Source organism: Variovorax sp. GW823-FHT02B07 (genome assembly GCF_058797695.1).
Genome location: NZ_JBXAJX010000006.1, coordinates 203746 through 222981 on the forward strand (window position 1 = coordinate 203746; position 19236 = coordinate 222981).

A 19236-nucleotide genomic window follows, 5' to 3' on the forward strand; every position below is an offset into this window, starting at 1 on the left:
CAACGTCAGGCCGCGCCGCGAAAGCGCAGCGAGGCTTGTCGCACGACCTCGGCCAGCAGCCGTTCCTTGCCCTGCTTCTCGCGCAGCCAGCGCGCGTCGTTGCGGTTGGCCTCGACGCTGGTGCGCAGCTCGCCCAGCGCCTGCGTGGCGTTGAGCGCCTCGCTGTGCCACTCGAGCTGGGTCATGGTCATCAGGATGTGGTCGCGCAGCGGCATGTGCTGGCCGCTGGCCGGGTCGACATACACCGCGTCCAGGCCGAAGCGGCAGGCCTGGAAGCGGTTGTAGGTGTAGACGAGGTAGTCGTCCTCGCTCGGCTCGAAAGGCTGCTCCTGCAGGAACCATGCGGCCAGCGACTGCACGTAGCCCGCGAGCGCGGCGGCGCGCTCGATGGTGAGCGGCGTGTCGAACACGCGGATCTCGATGGTGCCGAACTCGGGCTTGGGGCGGATGTCCCAATAGAAGTCCTTCATGCTGCGCACGACGCCGGTGCGGGTCATGCGCTCGAAGTAGGCCTCGAATTCCTTCCAGCTCGTGGTGAAGGGCGCGCGGCCTGAGAGCGGGAACGCGAACACCGAATTGAGCCGCGCCGAGTCGAACTGCGTGTCTTGCCCCTGCACGAACGGCGACGAGGCCGACAGCGCGATGAAGTGCGGGATGTAACGCGACATGCGGTGCAGCATCAGCAGCGCCGAATCGGCGTCGGGGCAGCCGATGTGCACGTGCTGGCCGAAGATGGTGAACTGCTTGCTCAGGTAGCCGTACAGCTCCGACAGCTCGCGAAAGCGCGGCTTGTCGTAGATGCGCCGTTCGTGCCACTGCTGGAAGGCATGCGTGCCGCCGCCGACCACCGCGATGTTGAGCTTGTCGGCGTTCTTGATCAGCGCCTCGCGGATCGGCGACAGCTGCGTGATCACGTCCTGCGCCGAATGGCAGATGTCGGTCGAGATCTCGATCATGCTCGAGGTCATCTCGGGCACCACGCTGCCGGGCAGCGGCGTCTGCGCCATCAGGCGCAGCATGTCCTCGGCGTACGGCGCGAGGTCGTAGTCGTGCGTGTTCACGAGCTGCAGCTCGAGCTCCACGCCCAGCGACAGCGCCTCCGACTTGTTGAAGGGCTCGAGCTTGACGGCGCGGCTGGCCGGATCGGCGGGCAGCGGCGCAGAGCGGACGTCGTCGCTGTCCGGGTCGATCGGGAGGACGGAGGTGGGGTTGCTGTTGCTGCTGCTCATCGCTGCGTGTCTTCCGTGGTGCTGAAGGCCTGTGGCGTCCAGGGGACCGAACTCTCGCCCACGGCGTGGATCGCCACGGTGGCGAGCACGGCGCCCATCACTTCCATCAGCAAAATCGAGGGCAGGGCGACCTGCGTGATCATGGTGCCCAGAAGCGGTGAGGCCGAGGCGAAATTGGAGGCGATCAGCAGGGCGATGGACGACAGCGGCGTCATCGCGCAGCCGACCCAGAAGGCCTGCTTCCAGCTGGCGCCGCTGCCCGGATTGGCAATGGCCACGCCCGAGATCTTGGTGACCAGGCGCACGCCGATCACGGCCAGCACCACGCTGGCCACGGGCAGGGTCCAGTCGGCCTGCGCCGCCACCATCGACACCAGCACGAACATCAGCATGGTCAGCAGCGACGAGGCCGTGCCGAGCTGGCGCTGCCAGGCCCATGGCTTGGGGTTGAGCGTCTTGAGCAGCACGCCGCCGATCAGCGCCGCCAGCGGTGCCGAGCCGCCGATGTGGGCCGTGAGCGCCGCGCCCGCCGCGATGATCGCCAGCAGCAGGATCGAGGTGTTCTCGCTGTTCGGGCTCATCACGCGCAGCGCCGAGCGCAGCGCCAGCGCCATGATCGCGCCGACCACGAACGACATGCCTAGCACCACCGCCACCGGGTAGAGCTTGAGCATCAGCGACTGCGGTGCGCGCTCGATCAGGCCGGCCTGCGCGTAGCCCAGCGTGAGGGCGTAGAAGGTGTTGAGCGTCGCCAGCGTCATGGCGCGTTCGGTCACGGGGCCGGCGGCGCGGGTGTCCATGATCACGCGGCTGAGCACGGCCGGCGAGGCGACGATCGCCATCAGTGCGATGGGGTTGGCCACCGGCTCGGGCAGGCCCAGAAGAATCAATATCCAGTACACGCCGAAGTAGGTCAGCCCCGCCTCCAGCAGGCTCTGCACCAGCACCATCGGGTTGTGGCGGAACCAGCGCAGCGGCAGCCGGCCACCCGCTTCGAACAGCACCACGGCCGCGCCCAGCTCCAGCAGGAACAGGCTGATGCCGCGCAGCGGCCAGATCGCGCCCTCGAAACCGGCAAAGCCCACCACCGCGCCCACCACCGAATAGCCGATGACCTTCGGCATTCCCAGGTAGCGCTGCACCAGGTGGCCGGAGGCCGCGGCGGCGGCCACCAGCAGGGCCCAGAGCACGGTGGGCAGGCCGGCCGAGGGGCGCGCCCATTCGGCCCAGAAGCCCTGGAGTTCGGCGAGGAGTGCGGTCAGGTTCATGTAGGCAGGAAGAAGCTCACCGGCCGGCTGCGCCAGCGGGCCCAGATCGCGCTGCGGATGCGGGCGCGGTCACCGAGGCTCACGCTGTGCGCGCGCAGCGCCAGCCGGAAAGCGAAATAGAAACTCACGCTCACATTGAGCGCGCCGATCACCGGGATCGCCGCAACCGCCCACCACAGGGCCGGCTGGTGCAGCGCCGGCAGTCCGATGGATGCCGCCGCGGCCGCGATCTGGCCGGCCGACAGCGTGACATGGCGCACATCCAGCCCGAGCCCGAAGAAGCCCGCGAACGCGGGCAGCAGTCCGAGCATGAGTCCCAGCGAGATGTTGGAGGCGAAGCCTGAGATGTGTGTGCGCATGAAGGCGGCCCAGCGACGGGCCCGGGCGGCACCGAGAAAGGCGCCGATGCGAGGGTTGTAACGCATGGCGGAGTCCAGGCGATGCAGGACAAAGGCGTTTTCTGTCCATCCGGCGATGATGCTGGACGAAAACAGCAGGATGCCGGTGATTGCCGCGAAAAGCACGGTCGGTCCCAGCAGCGACAGCGAATGCAGCGTGGAGGCCGCATGCGCCGCGTCCAGCAGCGGCCGGCCCAGCGCGGCCTGCCAGCCCAGCACCAGCAGTCCCACCGCCGGCACCACCAGGAGCACGTTGCCCAGCACGGCCGCCACCTGCGAGCGCACGAGGTTGGCCACCTCGTCGACGAACTGGTCCACGGCGTCGTCCGACTTGATGTCGCGCAGCCGCGCCGCCATGGCGGGGGCGGTCATGGCCGGCTGCTTGGTGGCCAGCGTGAGGTGCAGCAGCTGGATCGCCACGAAGCTGGCCGCATACATGAGGCCCGCGGCCAGCCCGCTCCAGAAGGCCGACAGGGCCAGCGCGTAGATGCCGAACTTGGCCAGCACCGTCAGCGCCGTGAAGGCGCCGCCGCCGGCGGCCTTCTTCACCATCTGCAGGTAGCTGCGGCGGTCGCGGGTGATGTAGTGCTCGCCGGTCTCGGCGCTGCGCTCGGTCACCTTGGCCGCGAGCATCGACGAGTTGGAGGCGATCAGTGCGCGGATGCTGTTGCGCTCGCCGCCCGCCAGCACCAGCTTGCCCACCAGCCGCGCCATGCTCGGCCCCGGCACGGGCGACATCAGGCAGTCGAGCAGCTCGCGGATGCGCAGCACGCGCTCGCGCAGCTGGCGCAGCCGGAACACCAGGCCGACCGAGATGCCGTTGTCTTCCAGGTGCGTGTAGACCGACGAGGCGCTGGAGCGGCAGGCGTCGAGCCGGTCGCGGAAGGCCACGAAGGCGGCCTGCAGGGATTCCTCGTCGCGCGGCAGGGCGAACATCTGCTCGCGCAGCGCGTCCAGGTCGGCCATGAGGGCGTGGAAAGGGCGCGCCTCGCCCGCTTCGGGGCTGATGCGCAGCCGCAGCTCGGGCGAAAAGCCCGTGGCCACCACCTGGCTGCAGCAGTAGGTGACGGCGTCCATCACCGTGTGGCGCCAGCGCGCCGAGCCGTCGGGCATGGGCGCGGCGTCGGCCAGCAGCGCGCCGATGCGCGCAAGCTGGGTGTCGTCCAGCAGCGCGATCCAGCCGGCGTCGAACACGCCGGGCAGCACCAGCCGGAACAGGTCCGAGGCGTCGGTGGTCTCGGGCGTGCCCGGCAGGATCTTGCGGCGCATGCGTTCGCCGAACTCGCTCAGGAAGGCGGTGCGCGGCGCAAAGCCGTAGTCGGCCAGCAGCGCCGTGAGGTCGACCGACTGCGTGAACGCGCGCCACCAGGCGCGCAGCCGGTCGCACAGCTCGGGGCGTGCTTCGACGGCGTCGAGCAGCAGCTGCACGCGGCCGATGGCGGCCTGCGGCGAGGCGCGGTCGCCGCGCAGCCAGTCGAAGAGGTTGATGAGCCAGATGTGGCGCTGCGCCACATCGGCCGTGGGGTCGAGGCCGGCAAGCAGCCCCTGCAAGTCGCGAGATGCAGCAGCCATGATGAATTCGTAACGGATCAGTGCGGGGAACACCGCGGAACCGGCTCAGCCGGGCCGCTGGTGTTGCCCCCGGCGAGGGGGACGGAGAAGCGACACGACGTGCGCGAAGCCTGGGGGAGTACCTAGTGAAGCACCCGGGAGACCGGGGTTCCGCCAACGTCGGCTTCGAGCACGAACATGGGAACCGGCACGTCGAAACGCTCGCCTTCTTCGGTCACCACGAAGAAGCTGCCGTGCATGGTGCCGCTGGCCGCCTGCAGGCGGCAGCCGCTGGTGTAGCGGAACGACTCGCCGGGCGCCAGCAGCGGCTGCTGGCCGATCACGCCGAGGCCCTTGACCTCCTGCGCATGGCCCGAGGCGTCGTTGATGAGCCAGTGGCGCGCGATCAATTGCGCGCCCACCGTGCCCACATTGGTGACGGTGATCGTGTAGGAGAAGGTGTAGACGTTGTCCTTGGGCGAGGACTGGTCGGCCAGGTAACGCGGTTCGACCTGTACGCTGAAGGGGCTGTGTGACATGGGGCGCATGGTAACGGAGGCCTTTCCTCGGACTTCCGTCGGCTGCGAGAATCCGGGGTTATGAGCAGCACCCCGTTCCGCATTGCGCCTTCCATTCTTTCCGCCGACTTCGCGCACCTCGGCCAGGAACTGACCGACGTGATCGCGGCCGGCGCCGACTGGATCCACTTCGACGTGATGGACAACCATTACGTGCCGAACCTGACCTTCGGCCCCATGATCTGCCAGGCCCTCAAGCCCTACGCCAAGACCGCCGACGGCACGCCCGTGCCCATCGACGTGCACCTGATGATCCAGCCGGTCGACGCGCTGGCCGCGTCTTTTGCGCAAGCGGGCGCTGACTACATCAGCTTCCACCCCGACGCCTCGACCCATGTGCACCGCAGCATCCAGGCCATCAAGGCCGCCGGCTGCAAGCCCGGCCTGGTGTTCAACCCCGGCGCCGGCCTCGAGGCGCTGGACTGGGCGATCGACGACATCGACCTCATCCTCATCATGAGCGTCAACCCCGGCTTCGGCGGCCAGAGCTTCATCGACTCGGCGCTGCGCAAGATCGAGCAGGCGCGCAAGCGCATCGAGCAGAGCGGGCGCGACATCCGCCTCGAGGTGGACGGCGGCATCAAGGCCGACAACATCGCGCGCGTGGCCTCGGCCGGCGCCGACACCTTCGTGGCGGGCAGCGCGATCTTCAACGCCAAGGACTACGGCGCGGTGATCGGCGACATGCGCCAGCAGCTGGCCACCGTCAAGGCCTGACCTTGCCGTCGGGCGTGCGCTCGGGCGTGAGCCCGCGGTCGGTGTCGACCACGCCGCGTTCCACGTCCTCGTAGCCGCGCCGGCCCTTCTCGGGCGGCTGGCCGTCCTGCATCACCTGGCTGTCCGACGACTGGTCGCGCTCGTGCGGCAGGCGCGGTGCCGATTCGCCGTCCTTTTCGACGCGGGTGGTGTCCTTCTTGTCCTTGCGCGGCTGCTGGGCCATCGTGTGCTCCTTCAAAGTTCGGGTCTGGCGCCAGCTTGCGCGGCGCCCCGCCACGGGGCGGTAGGACAGGCCAGGGCGCGGCTGTAGGTTCGCGCTGTGCGCCCGCCATGCCACAGGGTCTTGCCTTTTGCGTGGCCACAGTCGCCTCCGCATAATCGCCCGCATGTCCACCCCGCTTTTCGACGACGCCGCGACCGCCACCGACAGCCTGCGCCTGCATGCCTTCGCGTCGCTGAACCCGGGCCCGCGCCTGCTCGTGATTGGCGGGGTGCATGGCGACGAGACCTGCGGCACCGAGGGCGTCGCGCGCGTGCTGGCCGAGCTCGATGCTGGCGACTTGCGCCTGCTGCGCGGCGAACTCACGCTCGTGCCCGTGGCCAACCCGCTCGCACGGCGGCGGCTGCAGCGCGAGGGCCAGCGCAACCTCAACCGCCTGTTCCGTCCGAGCGAGACGCCGGCCGACTACGAAGCCCGCATCACCAACCGGCTGGCGCCCGTCATCGCGCGCCACGACGTGCTGCTCGACCTGCATTCCTTCCAGAGCGAGGGCGAGGCCTTCGCCATGATCGGCCCGCGCGACAACAGCGGCAGCCTCGAACCCTTTGCGCGCGCGCAGGAAGAAGGCCGGCTCGCGCTGCACATCGGCACGCCCATCGTGGTCGAGGGCTGGCTCGACATCTACGCCGCCGGCCTCGCGCAGCGCGGCGCCGCGGTCGACGAGGCCGCCATCGACTTCGGCCGCGGCACCAACGAATACATCCGCAGCTGCGGCGGCTACGGCGTCACCCTCGAATGCGGCCAGCACCAGGACCCGCAGGCGCCGCAGGTGGCGTGGGCGGCCATCCGCCGCACGCTCGCGCTGCTGGGCATGGCGGCGCTGCCGCCGGGCCTGTCGGCCGCGCCCCCGCAGCCGCCCCAGCTGCTGCGCCTGGCCAGCGTGACCGACCGCCTGCACGAAGACGACAGCTTCGTGCGCGACTGGGCCACCTTCGACCCCGTGCAGCGCGGCGAACCCGTGGGCATGCGGCACGACGGCACGCTGGTCAGCGCGCCCGACGACGGCTTCATCGTGTTCCCGAACGCGATGGCGCTGCCGGGCGCCGAGTGGTTCTACTTCGCGCGGCCCAGCGAGCGCGTGCTCGACCCGACCGCCTGAGGCTCGCGCCTGTCGGCGCCCTCCTACCGGTGACGCCCACCTTCTCCCACAGACGGGGAGGGGCGGCCACTACGGCCCGCGCACCGGGCCCCACCTAAGCTTCCTCTTTGCGGATTTGCCGGCTTGCGGCCCCGCTTCTCTCGGAGGGAAAAACATCATGGAAATCTCGGCACTGTTCGATTCGCTCATGGGCACCTGGGGCGACGACATCCTGATCTGGGCGGTGGCTGCCGTGACCGCCTGCATTGGCCTGATCGCCGTGGTGAACGTGCTCGACATCTTCATCGGCAGCGGCAACAGCAACGAGGCCGGCTGAGCCGACCCGCATCGATGCCCAGAACCCCGATGTCCCCCCAGAACAAGGCCGCCGCAGGCCGCCGCGCCAGCACCGCCAAGACCGGTGACGGCGCCAACGCCAAGCAGCTGCAGCTCGAGGGTTTCACCACCGAGCACCCCACGCACCTGACGACCAACCAGGGCCTGCAGGTTCCCGACAACCACAACTCGCTCAAGGCGGGCGTGCGCGGGCCGACGCTGCTCGAAGACTTCATCCTGCGCGAGAAGATCACGCACTTCGACCACGAGCGCATTCCCGAGCGCGCCGTGCACGCGCGCGGCTCGGCGGCGCACGGTTACTTCCAGGTCTACCAGTCGATGTCGCAGTACACCTGCGCCGATTTCCTGCAGGACCCCGATGCCAAGACGCCCGTGTTCGTGCGCTTTTCGACCGTGGCCGGCTCGCGCGGCTCGGCCGACACCGTGCGCGACGTGCGCGGCTTCGCCGTCAAGTTCTACACGCGCGAGGGCAACTACGACCTTGTGGGCAACAACATCCCCGTGTTCTTCATCCAGGACGCGATGAAGTTCCCCGACCTCATCCACGCCGTGAAGCCCGAGCCGCACCACGAGATGCCGCAGGCCGCGAGCGCGCACGACACCTTCTGGGACTTCGCCTCGCTCATGCCCGAGAGCACCCACATGCTGATGTGGGCCATGAGCGACCGCGCCATTCCACGCAGCCTTCGCATGATGGAAGGCTTTGGCGTTCATACCTTCCGCTTCGTCAACGCGCGCGGCGAGAGCCACTTCGTGAAGTTCCACTGGAAGCCCAAGCTCGGCGTGCACGGCCTCGTGTGGGACGAGGCGCAGAAGATCGCCGGCAAGGACCCCGACTTCCACCGTCGCGACCTCTGGGAGGCCATCGAGCAGGGCCACTTCCCCGAGTGGGAGCTGGGCGTGCAGCTCATCGCGCCCGACCGTGCCGAATCGCTGGGCTTCGACCTGCTCGACCCGACCAAGCTGATCCCCGAAGAGATGGTGCCCGTGCAGCGCATCGGCAAGCTGGTGCTCAACCGCAACCCCGACAACTTCTTCGCCGAGACCGAGCAGGTGGCCTTCCACCCGGGCCACGTCGTGCCGGGCATCGACTTCAGCAACGACCCGCTGCTGCAGGGGCGCCTGTTCAGCTACACCGACACGCAGATCTCGCGGCTGGGCGGCGCCAATTTCCACGAGCTGCCGATCAACAAGGCCGTGTGCCCGTTCCACAACATGCAGCGCGACGGCATGCACCGCCAGACCATCGCGCGCGGCCAGGTCGCCTACGAGCCCAACACGCTGGGCAGCGGCACCGAGTTCCGCGTGGACGGCGGCAGCCACGGCTTCCAGTCGTTCCCCGAAGAGATCGAGTCGCCAAAGGTGCGGCGCCGCAGCCCGTCGTTCGACGACCACTTCACGCAGGCGCGCCTGTTCTTCAACAGCCAGAGCATGGCCGAGAAGGAGCACATCGTCGCGGCCTTCCGCTTCGAACTCTCGAAGCTCGAAGTACCCGCCATCCGCCAGCGCATGGTCGACAACCTCGCGCACGTGGACGAGAAACTCGCGCGCCGCGTGGCCGAGCCGCTGGGCATCGGCGAGCCCGACGCGAAAGCGGCGGCGGGGTACTCGGGCTTTCGCGAACACCGCATCGAGTTGCCCATCGACGAGTCGCCCGCGCTGCGCATGAGCGACGGCAGCGCCGACGGCGTGGTGCGCACGCGCAAGGTCGCGATCCTCGTGGCCGACGGCGTCGACTCGGCCTCGCTCAAGCCGATCCGCGATGCACTCGAACAGGTGGGCGTGCTGTGCAAGGTGGTGGGCCCGAAGCTCGGCACCGTGGCCAGCGCGTCGAAACGCCAGATCGATGTCGACATGACCTTCACCAACACCGCCTCGGTGCTGTTCGACGCCGTGCTCGTGCCTGCGGGTGCCGAGGGCGCCGCCGCGCTCGCGGCGCAAGGCGATGCCGTGCACTTCGTGCTCGAGGCCTACAAGCACTGCAAGGCGATCTGCGCGGTGGGCGAGGGCGTGCAACTGCTGGCCACGCTGGGCGTCACACCGGAAGGCGAGGCACCGGCCGGCGTGGTGGTGGCCGAAACGCCCGTCACGAACCTGGGCGACGCCACGGCGGCGACGCAGATCGCGCACGACTTCATTGCGGCGATTGCGAAGCACCGGCATTGGGACCGACTCAACATCGACAGCGTGCCCGCCTAGCGTGAACCGGCTCTACGCCATTTGCGCTAGACCGTATTGCGAATAGGCGAGGTGAACACCCGCTCCTAGACTTTCCCACGAGGCCTGAACGGCGCGCACTCCCGCGGCGTCGAGCGTTCGCGGCAGCGAGTGCATGGGTCGAGGGGGTTCAATGGCGTGGTTTTCGAGATGGGGATGTGCGCATCCGGCGCGTCGCCGTGCCGGTCTTGCCGGTGCGGTCGGCCTGGTGGGTGTGCTGCTTCTGGGCCCCGGCGGCCCTTCGGCGCAGGCACAACGTCCGGCGCCACCACCTGCAACCCCCGCTGCTTCAGCGGGCGGCCCGAATGCCGAAGCCGCGGCCGACCGCATGGCGCAGGCGCGGCTGGCCGACACCGACACGCTGCTGGCCCTGACCAGCGAAGGCGCGGTGCTCTACGGGCAGGACGCGGTCAAGCTCTCGGGCTATCAATACTGCAGCCAGGCGGTCGCATTGGCCGAGGCAGGCGAGTTCCGCCAGAGCGTGCGCGCCGCGAGCAAGGCGCTGCACCTGGCCAACGCCACCAGCGACCCGAACCTGCGCGCCGTGGCCAACCGCGACCTGGCGATCGTCTACAGCTACTCGGGCCAGCTCGAGAAGGCCGAGGAGTTCGCGCGCGAAGCGCTGCGCCATCCCGCGCGCGACCCCAAGCTGGTGGTCGGACCGGTGCAGAAGGTGATCGGCGACGTGCGCACGCGGCGCGGCGACTTCGCCGGCGCGGTGCTCAGCTACGACGAGGCACTGGCCAACAGCTCGCCGCGCTACGCACCGCTGGTGCAGGCCTCGCTGGTCAACGCGCTCATCGAATCGGGTGACGCGGCACGCGCACGCCAGGTGCTCGGCGATATGGCCGAGCCGCGCGAGGCGCCGCTGGCCGCGCAGCTCGAACGCACGCGCGCCCGCCTGCTGCTGGCCGAGAACAAGCCGGCCGAGGCACGCGACAAGTACCGAGCGCTCACCACGCGCCAGGTCGGCACCGACACCGCCTACTACCGGCTCTGGGCCTGGGACGGCGTGGCACGCAGCGAACTCGCGCTGGGCCAGAAGCAGGCCGCCGCCGAGGCCGCGGGCCGCGCGCTGGCCGACGTCGACCAGGTGCGCGCGCGCTTTCGCAGCGAAGAAGTGAAGATGGGCCTGTTCTCCGACCTGCAGTCGGTGTTCGAGCGCGGCGTGGCGGTGTACAGCGAAGCGGGCGATCCGCAACGCGCCTTCGAGGTCAGCGAGCACAGCCGCTCGCGCGCGCTGCTCGACGCGGTGCGCGGTCGCGCCAAGCTCAGTGAATCGTCGGCCGGCACGGTCGGCGTGGCGGCGCTGCAGCGCACGCTGGCGGCCGACGAGCGCGTGGTGCAGTACCACGCGCTGCCCGACCGCCTGATGGTCTGGGTCGTCGGCCCGGACAGCATCGTCGAAAAGCGCATCGCGGTGAAGCGCGAGGAGCTCACCGAGCTCGTCGAGACCTTCCGCAACTCGATCGTGCGCGGTCGCCGCGCGGCCATCACCAACGCCGACAAGCTGGGCGCCGCGCTGCTCGGCCCGTTGGGCCTGGCGCCGGGCCAGCGCGTGGTGGTGGTGCCGCACGGGCCGCTGCACTACCTGCCGTTCCAGGCGCTGCGCCTGGACGGGCGCTACCTCATCGAGACGCACCCGGTGTCGGTGGCGCCGTCGATCAGCATCGCGGTGCAGCTGGCGCAGCGCACGCCGCGCGTGAACGCGTCGCTCACGGCCTTCGGCAATCCGCGCATCGAGGACAAGTACGACCTGCCCGGCGCCGAGACTGAGGTGAAGCAGCTCGCGCAGCTCTTCCCGCGCAACACGGTGTACATGGGCGCGGCCGCCACCAAGACGCAGTTCCGCGACGTGGCCTCGCGCTCGCCGCTGATGCACGTGGCGGCGCACGCCGAGGCCGACGAGGTCGATCCGCTGTACTCGCGCATCCTGCTGGCCAACGAAGGCGGCAAGCAGAATTTTCTCGAAGCGCACGAGATCCTGGCGCTGCCGATGGACGGCACGGCGCTGGTCACGCTGTCGGCCTGCGAGTCGGGCCTGGGACGCATCGCGCAGGGCGACGAGGTGCTGGGCTTCACGCGCTCGTTCCTCTCGGCCGGCAGCTCCAGCCTCATCGCCTCGCTGTGGCCGGTGTCGGACGACGCCACCGCCGTGCTCATGGGCACGCTCTACGGCGAGCTCGCCAAGGGCCGCGACATCCAGAAGGCCATGCAGGCCGGGCAACTGGCCGTGCTGAAGGACCCCAAGATGTCTCACCCCTTCTTCTGGGCGCCGTTCAACCTGATCGGCAACTGGCGACTCACCGTGGGAAGCTGACCATGTCTTCGCCACGCTCCCTCCTGCAAAGAAGCACTGCCATGGCCCCTGCGATCCGCCTTCGTCCACGGCCGACGCCGATCGCCATCGCGGCGGCTGCACTCGTCGGCGCCACGCTGTGGGTCGCCATGCCCCGCGCCCATGCGCAGGAGGCCACCACCTTGTTGCCCACCAAGGACCCGTGCGGCAGCTGCGACCGCCCCGTCGCGCAAGCCACCGGCGCCGTCGCCCCGCAAACCCTGCCCGCGCCGCCACAGCGCGCAGCCGCGGGCAGCTTCAAGCTCACAGACCTGCGCCTGAACGGCGTGAAGGCGCTGAGCAACGAAGAGCTGCAGACCATCACCGCGCCCTACATCGGCCGCGACGTCACGCTCGGCGACCTCGAAGGCCTCGCGCAGGCGATCACCACGCGCTACAAGGAGCGCGGCTACTTCCTCGCGCAGGCGGTGGTGCCGGTGCAGACCGTGCGCGACGGCATCGTCGAGATCAGCATCATCGAAGGCCGGCTCGGCAAGGTCGACGTGCTGGTCGCGCCCGAGGCGCCGATCAGCGAGGCGCGCGTGCGCGGCTTCCTGGCGGCGCTGCAGCCGGGCGAGGCGGTGAATGCGCCGGCCTACGAGCGCGCGATGCTGCTGCTGTCGGACCAGCCCGGCCTCAAGGTGTCGTCCAGCCTGCAGGAAGGCGCGCAGGCGGGCACCACCGACCTGTCAGTGGAGGTCGAGGCCGGCGCGCGCTGGGCCTTCTCGGCCGAGGCCGACAACCACGGCACCAAGGAGGCGGGGCGCTACCGTGTGGGCGGCACGGCGCGCTGGCTCAGCCCCTTCGGCATCGGCGACAACCTCGATGCGCGCCTGCTGCTGTCCAACAGCAACGCGCTGCAGTACGGCCGCGTGGCCTACGAGGCGCCGCTGGGCACCAACGGCCTGCGCGCGGGCATCGGCATCTCGCGCGTGAGCTACGACCTGGGCGGCAAGTTCGTCGACCTCGACGCGCGCGGCCGCGCCGACGTGCTCGACGTGTCGCTCAACTACCCGCTGATCCGCCAGCGCCAGCAGAACCTGTTCCTGCGCCTCACGGCCGACGTGAAGGACCTCACCGACGAACTGCGCGGCGTCGACTTCACGGCCAAGAAGCGCGTGCAGGGCTTCGGCATCGGCTGGGCCTGGGAGCGGCGCGACGAGGTGCTGGGCGGCGGCTACTGGGCCAGCTCGGGCACGCTGTACCACGGCGACCTGTCGATCCGCGACGCACAGAGCTTCCAGTCCGACCAGCAGTTCGGCGGACGCCACACCGAAGGCGGCTTCACCAAGCTGAGCTTCCAGGTGTCGCGGCTGCAGGCCATCGTGCCGCGCCACTCGCTGTACTTCTCGGTCGGTGGGCAGTGGGCCAGCAAGAACCTCGACGCCTCCGAAAAACTCGCGCTCGGCGGCGCGCGCGCGGTGCGCGCCTACCCCTCGGGCGAACTGCTGGTGGACCAGGGCCTGATCGGCACCTTCGAATACCGCTGGGCCGCCACCGACGAGATCACGCCCTACCTGTTCTACGACGCGGCGCGCGGACGCATCGCGCGCCATCCCTCGCCCTTCGACGGCGAGAACACCCACAGCCTGCGCGGCTACGGCATCGGCCTGAGCTGGTCGCGCCCGGGCAACTTCTCGATCAACGCCACGCTCGCCTGGCGCGCCGGCACACCGCCCGCGCAGACCGACGGCGGCGGGCGCAACCCGCGGCTGTACGTGCAGCTGCAGAAGGCGTTCTGACCATGAAGCCCCGCACCACCTTCCAACCCCGGCATCCGCTGCGTCCGCTGGCGCTTTCGATTGCCTGCATGGGCCTGGCCCCGGCGCTGGCACAAACCATCCTGCCGAGCTTCGGCCCGAACGGCTACACCACGCAGGGCGGCGTGACCGTGGGCACCACCACGTCGGCCACCAGTGTGGGCGGACAGGCGCTGGGCATCTCGCAGTCGTCGCTGCGCGCGATCATCAACTGGAACAGCTTCTCCATCGGTGCCAAGGACGCGGTCAACATCAATCAGGCGATGGGTGCGTCCAGCATCCTGCTCAACCGCGTGACGGGCGGCGAGCTCTCGACCATCGCCGGCCAGCTCACGGCCAACGGGCGCGTGTTCCTCATCAACCCGAGCGGCGTGGTGTTCAGCCAGGGCGCGACGGTCAACGTGGGCGGTCTCGTGGCCTCCACGCTGGCACTGAACACCACCGACAACGACTTCCTCACTGCTGCCAGCACCAAGCTCGATTTCCTGCGCGACGACGCCAACGCCAAGGTGGTGAGCAACGCCGGCGTGCTCACCGCCACCGGTGGCCCCGTGGTGCTGATGGGCGCCGAGGTGACCAACACCGGCAGCATCGCCGCCAACCGCGGCACCGTCGCACTGGCCTCGGGCCGCAGGATCAGCTTCGACCTGGGCAACGACGGGCTCACCAACCTCGTGGTCGCAGCCGACGCCATGGCCACCAGCGCCAAGGTGGTCAACGCCGCGGGCGCCACCTTGCAGGCCGATGGCGGGCGCGTGATGCTCATCGGCAGTTCCACCACGGCGGGCGAACTGGTGGTGAACCAGTCGGGCACGGTGCGCGCGCGCACGCTGGAGAACGTCAACGGAGAGATCGTGCTCGGCGCCGGCAGCAACAACCGCATCGAGATGAACGGCGGCACGCTCGACGCCACCGGCATGGGTGCGGGGCAGCACGGCGGCACCATCCGCATCGCGGCGGGGCAGGTGCGTATCGAAGGCACCGGCGGTGGCGACCAGCGCGCGGTGATCGACGCCAGCGGCCAGGCCGGCGGCGGCAGCGTGTCGGTGCACGGCTACGACGTGGCGCTGTCGTCCACCTCGGTGCTGCGCGCCGACGCCACCACGGGCGGCGCGGGCGGCACGATCACCACGGCCAGTGCCCAGGGCCAGGCCCTGGTCGGCGAGGCCGATCCGGCGCCCGAGCGCGAGTCGCGGCTGCAGGCCTACGGCGAGATGACCGCGCGCGGTGCGGGCGCCGGCAAGGGCGGTGCGATCTCGAACGAGGCCGACTCGGTGCGCGTGCAGGCCGTGCGCGTGGACGCGGGCGGCGGTTCGCAAGGCGGCGCCAACGGCAGCTGGCGCGTGAGCGCGAAGCAGTCGGACCTGGGCATCGTCGAGGCCGGCAACGTGCCGGCGTATGACAGCAAACTGCCGGCCTTCACCGGCGGCTCCGTGAGCGCCGGCAGTGTCGGCGACACGCTGGGCCGCGGCACCGACGTGACGCTGGCGAGCGGGCGCACCGGCCTCGGCGCGGGCGTGACCTTTGCGCCCGGCGTGCAGGTCGTCAAGAGCGAAGGCGGCACGGCGCGGCTGCGCGTCGATTCGGCCGGCAGCATCGTGATGAACGAGGGCTCGGCCATCACATCGCAGCAAGGCGCGCTGCACGTCGACTTCAACGCCGACGCGTCCGGCCGCGTCGCCACCAACGCGAAGAACATCAACAACAGCAGCGGCAACCCTTCTGCGGAGACCGACTATGCCGGCGCCATCGTGCTGACCGGCGCGACCATCGCGGCCAACGGCGGCGACGTGCGCTTCTTCGGCCAGGGCGACGCGCAGAACGGCCGTGCCATCGGCGGCATCGTCCCGCTCGGCGGCGACACCGGCGATTTCGTGTGGCGCGACGGCGTGACGCTGGCCGGCAGCCAGGTCATCACCGGCGGCGAAGGCCGCGTGACGATGCGCGGCCAGGGCCGCACCTGGATCGACGACCAGAACAACAGCGACTTCATCTTCCGCGGCAGCAACGGCGTGTCGATCACGGGCGGCACGCTCGAAGCGGGCGCCGGCGGCCTGCAGCTCGACGGCCTCGCGGGCTACGGGCGCAGCGGCGTCGCCATCGGCAGCGGCGCGGTGCTGAAGTCGGTGGGCGATATCGGCATCAAGGGCCAGGGCCCGACCTGGACCTCCAACATCGGCGGCGCCGCGGTGGGCGCCAGCACGGCGGTCGTCATCGACGACGCCACCGTCGCCGGCGAGCGCGACGTGCGCATCGAAGGCCAGGGCGCCAACCTCGACGGCCTGCGCACCGACACGGGCTTCGCGGCGGGGAACATGTCGGCCGGCGGCGGCAACGGCGTGGCCATCCGCGGCGAGGTCTCGGCCGGCGCGGGCCGGCGCATCGACGTGATCGGCCACGCGGGCAGCGAAGGCTTCAGCGCCACGCTCGGCAGCCCCGACATCATCATCACGCCGTCCACCACGCCCACCTACGGCGTGGCCGTGACCGTCGATGGCGACCGTCCGACGGCGCTGCGCACCAGCGGCGGCACCATCGCCATCGACGCCCAGGGCAGCGACATCTCGATGCGCATGGTCACCTCCTTCTCCGGCGTGGGCACCAGCGTCGGCACGCTGGCCTCGGTGGCCAGCGACAGCGGCAAGGGCGGCAGCATCTCGGTGCAAGGGCGCAACGTGCTGATCGACGGCGCCACGAATTCCGACGGCTCGCCCGCGGTGGCGCGCCTGGACGCCAGCGGCGCGACCGGCGGCGGCAGCATCGACATCGCGGCCACCAACGCCATCGCCGTCGGCGGCAACACGCGCCTGGAAGCCAACGCGGGCACGGGCGCGGGCAACGGCGGCAGCATCAAGGTGGTGGCGACCGAGTCGCTGCGCGCGCACGGCCAGCTCTCGGCGCGCGGCGGCGCGGCCGGCGGCGACGGCGGGCGCATCGAGACCTCGGCCGGGCGCTTCGACCTGCGCGGCGCGCGCGTCGACGCGTCGGCACCGGTGGGCGCGGCGGGGCAGTGGTTCATCGACCCCTTCGACCTCACCATCGCCCACGGCACGGCCGCGGGCACGCTGCCGACCAACCCCTACGACGCGGTCGCCAACTCGACCATCCAGGACGGCGACATCAACACCGCGCTGAACGGTGGCACCAGCGTGAAGATCACGACGGGCACCGGCACGGGCGGTGGCGGCGTCATCACGCTCGACGCCGACGTCGACATCAACTACACCGGCTCCAAGGGCCCGCTCACGCTGCAGCTGGACGCCGCCAGCGGCATCCAGACGCGCACGCCCGGCACCACCATCCGCGCGACCGGCGGCGACGACCTGAACGTGGTGATGAACGCGGGCGTCAACCCCGACGGCACGCCCTCGGGCAACAGCGGCTTCATCGACTTCGGAGGCAACATCCTCACGCAGGGCGGCAGCGTGACCATGAACGCGCTGGGCACGGGCACGCCCGGCAGCGGCTTCATCCGTTTGAACGGCGGGCAGGTCGTCACCGACGGCGGCAACGTGTCGCTGCTCAGCGGCCAGCCCGGCGCGCCCACCGGCACCGTGGTGCTCACGCAGGACGTGCAGGTCGACACGCGCGTCGGCCAGAGCGACGCGGGCGCGGGCGGCAACGTGCGCATCGAAGGCGGCGACGTGCTGCTGCAGGGCGCGCGCATCGCCAGCGCCACCGGCAACGTCGACATCCGCGGCACCTCGACCACGTGGGACAGCGGCGTGGTCATCACCAGCGGCCAGATCGGGCCGAGCACCATCAGCACCACCAGCGGCAACGTCACGGTGCAGGGCGTGGCGCGGCGCCAGGCCTCGTCGACCTTCGCGGCGGCGCACGGCGTGCTGATCAACGGCGGCAGCTCCATCACCACCGGCAGCGGCAACATCGCGGTGCGCGGCTACAACTTCAACAACGACCCCTCGGCGCCGGGCGTGACCGAAGACAGCGGCGTGCGGCTGGAGAACGGCGCGCAGCTCGTCACCACGGGCGGCGGCAACATCGAGGTCACGGGCCGTTCGCAGAACGGCGGGCGTGGCGTCGTGCTGCAGGCCGGCGGTGCGCCGACCGCGCCGGGTGCGCTGCCCGGCATCCGCAGCAGCGGCAACGTGCTGCTGCGCGCCAGCAACGACGGCAGCGGCGATTCGATCGTCATCGAGGCGCCGGTGGTCGCGGCCGGCACCATCGACCTGCGCCCGGGCGGGGTCGATGTCAACATGGTCGCGTCGGACGACACGGCCACGCCCATCGTGCTGGGCGGCCCGACGGTCAACGGCTTCTCGGTGTCGGGCGCGGAGTTCGCGCAGCTGTCGGCGCCGACCATCGTCGCGGGCAGCACCACGCACGCAGGCGCCATCACGGTGGCCGGCGCGCTCACGACCTCGGGCGCGCTCACCCTGCAGAACGAAGGTGGTGGCGGCGGCATCGCGCTCAACGCGCCGGTCTCGGCCGCGACGCTGGGGCTGCTGTCGGGCGGCAACGTGAGCCAGTCGGGCGCGGGCACGATCACGGCGGGCACGCTGCTCGCGCGCTCGCGCAACGGCAGCGTCGACTTGCGCAACCCGGGCAACGACGTGGCCACGGTCGGCGGCGGCGCAGCGGGCGGCTTTGCCTACGTGGATGCGAACGCGGTCACGATCGGGCCGGTGTCGGTCACGGGTTTCGAAGCGGCGGGCAACCTGCCGCAGGTCACGTCGGCCGATTCGATGGCCGCGAACACCGTGTTCGTGCGCACGCTGAGCGGCGACCTCACGCTGGGCGCGCCGGTCAGCAGCAGCAGCGGCACCGACCTCGTGGCGGCGGCGCGCTTCCAGAACCCGGGCGGCCACGGCATCTCGGGTGCGCTGTGGCGCGTGTGGGCCGACACCTGGGTGGGCGAAACGCGCGGCGGCCTGGCCGGCTCGGGCCCGCTGCCCAACTTCTATCACTGCGCCTACCTGGGCCTGTGCACCGTGACCGTGACGCCGGGCGACAACCACTTCATCTACGCGCAGCAGCCGACGGCCACGGTCGTGATCGCCGACGCGTCGCGCACGGTGGGGGCGCCCAACCCGTTCTTCATCTACAGCATCACCGGCCTGATCCTGGGCGACACCGGGGCGGGCTTCAGCGGCTCGATGTTCTCGCCAGCGCTGCCGGGCAGCCCGACGGGCCTGTACCCGATCAACGGCAGCTTCACCTCGGCCGAGGGCTATGCGGTGCGCGTGGTGCCGGGCCAGCTGCGCGTGAGCGGCCTGCCGCTCTTGCCTTCGGTGGACGTGGTGCGCGAGCCGCTGACCTCGTACCTGTACGACCGGAACATCGGCCAGGCGCCGATCTGCCTGGCCACCGGGCCGCTGGACGGCGACCGCGCGCAGCAGGGCGCCGACGTGCTGGCGCGCGAATGGTCGCGCGTGCGCTCGCGGCCCAACCTGCTGAGCTGCGTGAACACCGAGCGGCGCAACGGCTGTTCGGACTTTTGAGCA

General features: G+C 70.5%; 12 protein-coding genes. 7 read left to right on the forward strand and 5 right to left on the reverse strand.

The genetic code is table 11. From position 1 onward, the window contains the following. Nucleotides 1-5 precede the first annotated feature (5 nt). From AC1RGU_RS26030 to apaG, 4 genes are all read right to left on the reverse strand, one after another. Nucleotides 6-1229 (reverse strand): YbdK family carboxylate-amine ligase, encoded by a 1224-nt coding sequence (locus tag AC1RGU_RS26030; protein ID WP_095743380.1) that lies wholly within the window; start codon nucleotides 1227-1229, stop codon nucleotides 6-8. After that, a complete protein-coding gene (locus AC1RGU_RS26035; protein WP_062480997.1) occupies nucleotides 1226-2497 on the reverse strand; it encodes a cation:proton antiporter in 1272 nt (423 codons plus the stop codon). The genes AC1RGU_RS26030 and AC1RGU_RS26035 overlap by 4 nt, the downstream gene beginning before the upstream one ends. Beyond that, entirely contained in the window at nucleotides 2494-4467 is a 1974-nt protein-coding gene (locus AC1RGU_RS26040; protein WP_062481011.1) for a site-specific recombinase, read from the reverse strand. The genes AC1RGU_RS26035 and AC1RGU_RS26040 overlap by 4 nt, the downstream gene beginning before the upstream one ends. A 122-nt stretch (nucleotides 4468-4589) precedes the next feature. Beyond that, a complete protein-coding gene (gene apaG / locus AC1RGU_RS26045; RefSeq protein ID WP_095949675.1) occupies nucleotides 4590-4985 on the reverse strand; it encodes a Co2+/Mg2+ efflux protein ApaG in 396 nt (131 codons plus the stop codon). A 60-nt stretch (nucleotides 4986-5045) separates the two neighbouring features. Here apaG and rpe point away from each other — a divergent pair, with 60 nt between their 5' ends. Next, the gene (gene rpe, locus AC1RGU_RS26050; RefSeq protein ID WP_062480999.1) at nucleotides 5046-5741 is read left to right on the forward strand and encodes a ribulose-phosphate 3-epimerase; all 696 of its coding nucleotides are present in this window, start codon (nucleotides 5046-5048) and stop codon (nucleotides 5739-5741) included. On the opposite strand, the gene AC1RGU_RS26055 is transcribed toward rpe, so the two are convergent. Then, a complete protein-coding gene (locus AC1RGU_RS26055) occupies nucleotides 5731-5964 on the reverse strand; it encodes a hypothetical protein (protein WP_095743382.1) in 234 nt (77 codons plus the stop codon). The genes rpe and AC1RGU_RS26055 overlap by 11 nt on opposite strands. A gap of 163 nt (nucleotides 5965-6127) precedes the next feature. Here AC1RGU_RS26055 and AC1RGU_RS26060 point away from each other — a divergent pair, with 163 nt between their 5' ends. From AC1RGU_RS26060 to AC1RGU_RS26085, 6 genes are all read left to right on the forward strand, one after another. Continuing rightward, nucleotides 6128-7120 carry a succinylglutamate desuccinylase/aspartoacylase family protein gene (locus AC1RGU_RS26060; RefSeq protein ID WP_492699067.1) on the forward strand — a complete coding sequence of 331 codons (993 nt, stop codon included), beginning with the start codon at nucleotides 6128-6130 and terminating at the stop codon, nucleotides 7118-7120. A gap of 157 nt (nucleotides 7121-7277) precedes the next feature. Further along, a complete protein-coding gene (locus tag AC1RGU_RS26065) occupies nucleotides 7278-7436 on the forward strand; it encodes a hypothetical protein (protein WP_167394958.1) in 159 nt (52 codons plus the stop codon). A gap of 29 nt (nucleotides 7437-7465) precedes the next feature. Next, on the forward strand, nucleotides 7466-9655 hold the full coding sequence (locus tag AC1RGU_RS26070; RefSeq protein WP_062481005.1) for a catalase: 2190 nt from the start codon (nucleotides 7466-7468) through the stop codon (nucleotides 9653-9655). Nucleotides 9656-9881: 226 nt separating this feature from the next. Continuing rightward, entirely contained in the window at nucleotides 9882-11993 is a 2112-nt protein-coding gene (locus tag AC1RGU_RS26075) for a CHAT domain-containing protein (protein WP_240531282.1), read from the forward strand. 41 nt (nucleotides 11994-12034) lie between these two features. Next, nucleotides 12035-13753: a ShlB/FhaC/HecB family hemolysin secretion/activation protein gene (locus AC1RGU_RS26080; protein ID WP_492699070.1), complete on the forward strand. Its 1719-nt coding sequence runs from the start codon at nucleotides 12035-12037 to the stop codon at nucleotides 13751-13753. Between the two features lie 2 nt (nucleotides 13754-13755). After that, entirely contained in the window at nucleotides 13756-19233 is a 5478-nt protein-coding gene (locus AC1RGU_RS26085; protein ID WP_492699072.1) for a two-partner secretion domain-containing protein, read from the forward strand. Nucleotides 19234-19236 lie beyond the last annotated feature (3 nt).

Coding starts and splice junctions, on each gene's coding strand:
- AC1RGU_RS26030 (WP_095743380.1), bottom strand. CDS start 1,229: ATGAGCAGCAGCAACAGCAACCCCACCTCCGTCCTCCCGATCGACCCG.
- AC1RGU_RS26035 (WP_062480997.1), bottom strand. CDS start 2,497: ATGAACCTGACCGCACTCCTCGCCGAACTCCAGGGCTTCTGGGCCGAA.
- AC1RGU_RS26040 (WP_062481011.1), bottom strand. CDS start 4,467: ATGGCTGCTGCATCTCGCGACTTGCAGGGGCTGCTTGCCGGCCTCGAC.
- apaG (WP_095949675.1), bottom strand. CDS start 4,985: ATGTCACACAGCCCCTTCAGCGTACAGGTCGAACCGCGTTACCTGGCC.
- rpe (WP_062480999.1), top strand. CDS start 5,046: ATGAGCAGCACCCCGTTCCGCATTGCGCCTTCCATTCTTTCCGCCGAC.
- AC1RGU_RS26055 (WP_095743382.1), bottom strand. CDS start 5,964: ATGGCCCAGCAGCCGCGCAAGGACAAGAAGGACACCACCCGCGTCGAA.
- AC1RGU_RS26060 (WP_492699067.1), top strand. CDS start 6,128: ATGTCCACCCCGCTTTTCGACGACGCCGCGACCGCCACCGACAGCCTG.
- AC1RGU_RS26065 (WP_167394958.1), top strand. CDS start 7,278: ATGGAAATCTCGGCACTGTTCGATTCGCTCATGGGCACCTGGGGCGAC.
- AC1RGU_RS26070 (WP_062481005.1), top strand. CDS start 7,466: ATGTCCCCCCAGAACAAGGCCGCCGCAGGCCGCCGCGCCAGCACCGCC.
- AC1RGU_RS26080 (WP_492699070.1), top strand. CDS start 12,035: ATGGCCCCTGCGATCCGCCTTCGTCCACGGCCGACGCCGATCGCCATC.
- AC1RGU_RS26085 (WP_492699072.1), top strand. CDS start 13,756: ATGAAGCCCCGCACCACCTTCCAACCCCGGCATCCGCTGCGTCCGCTG.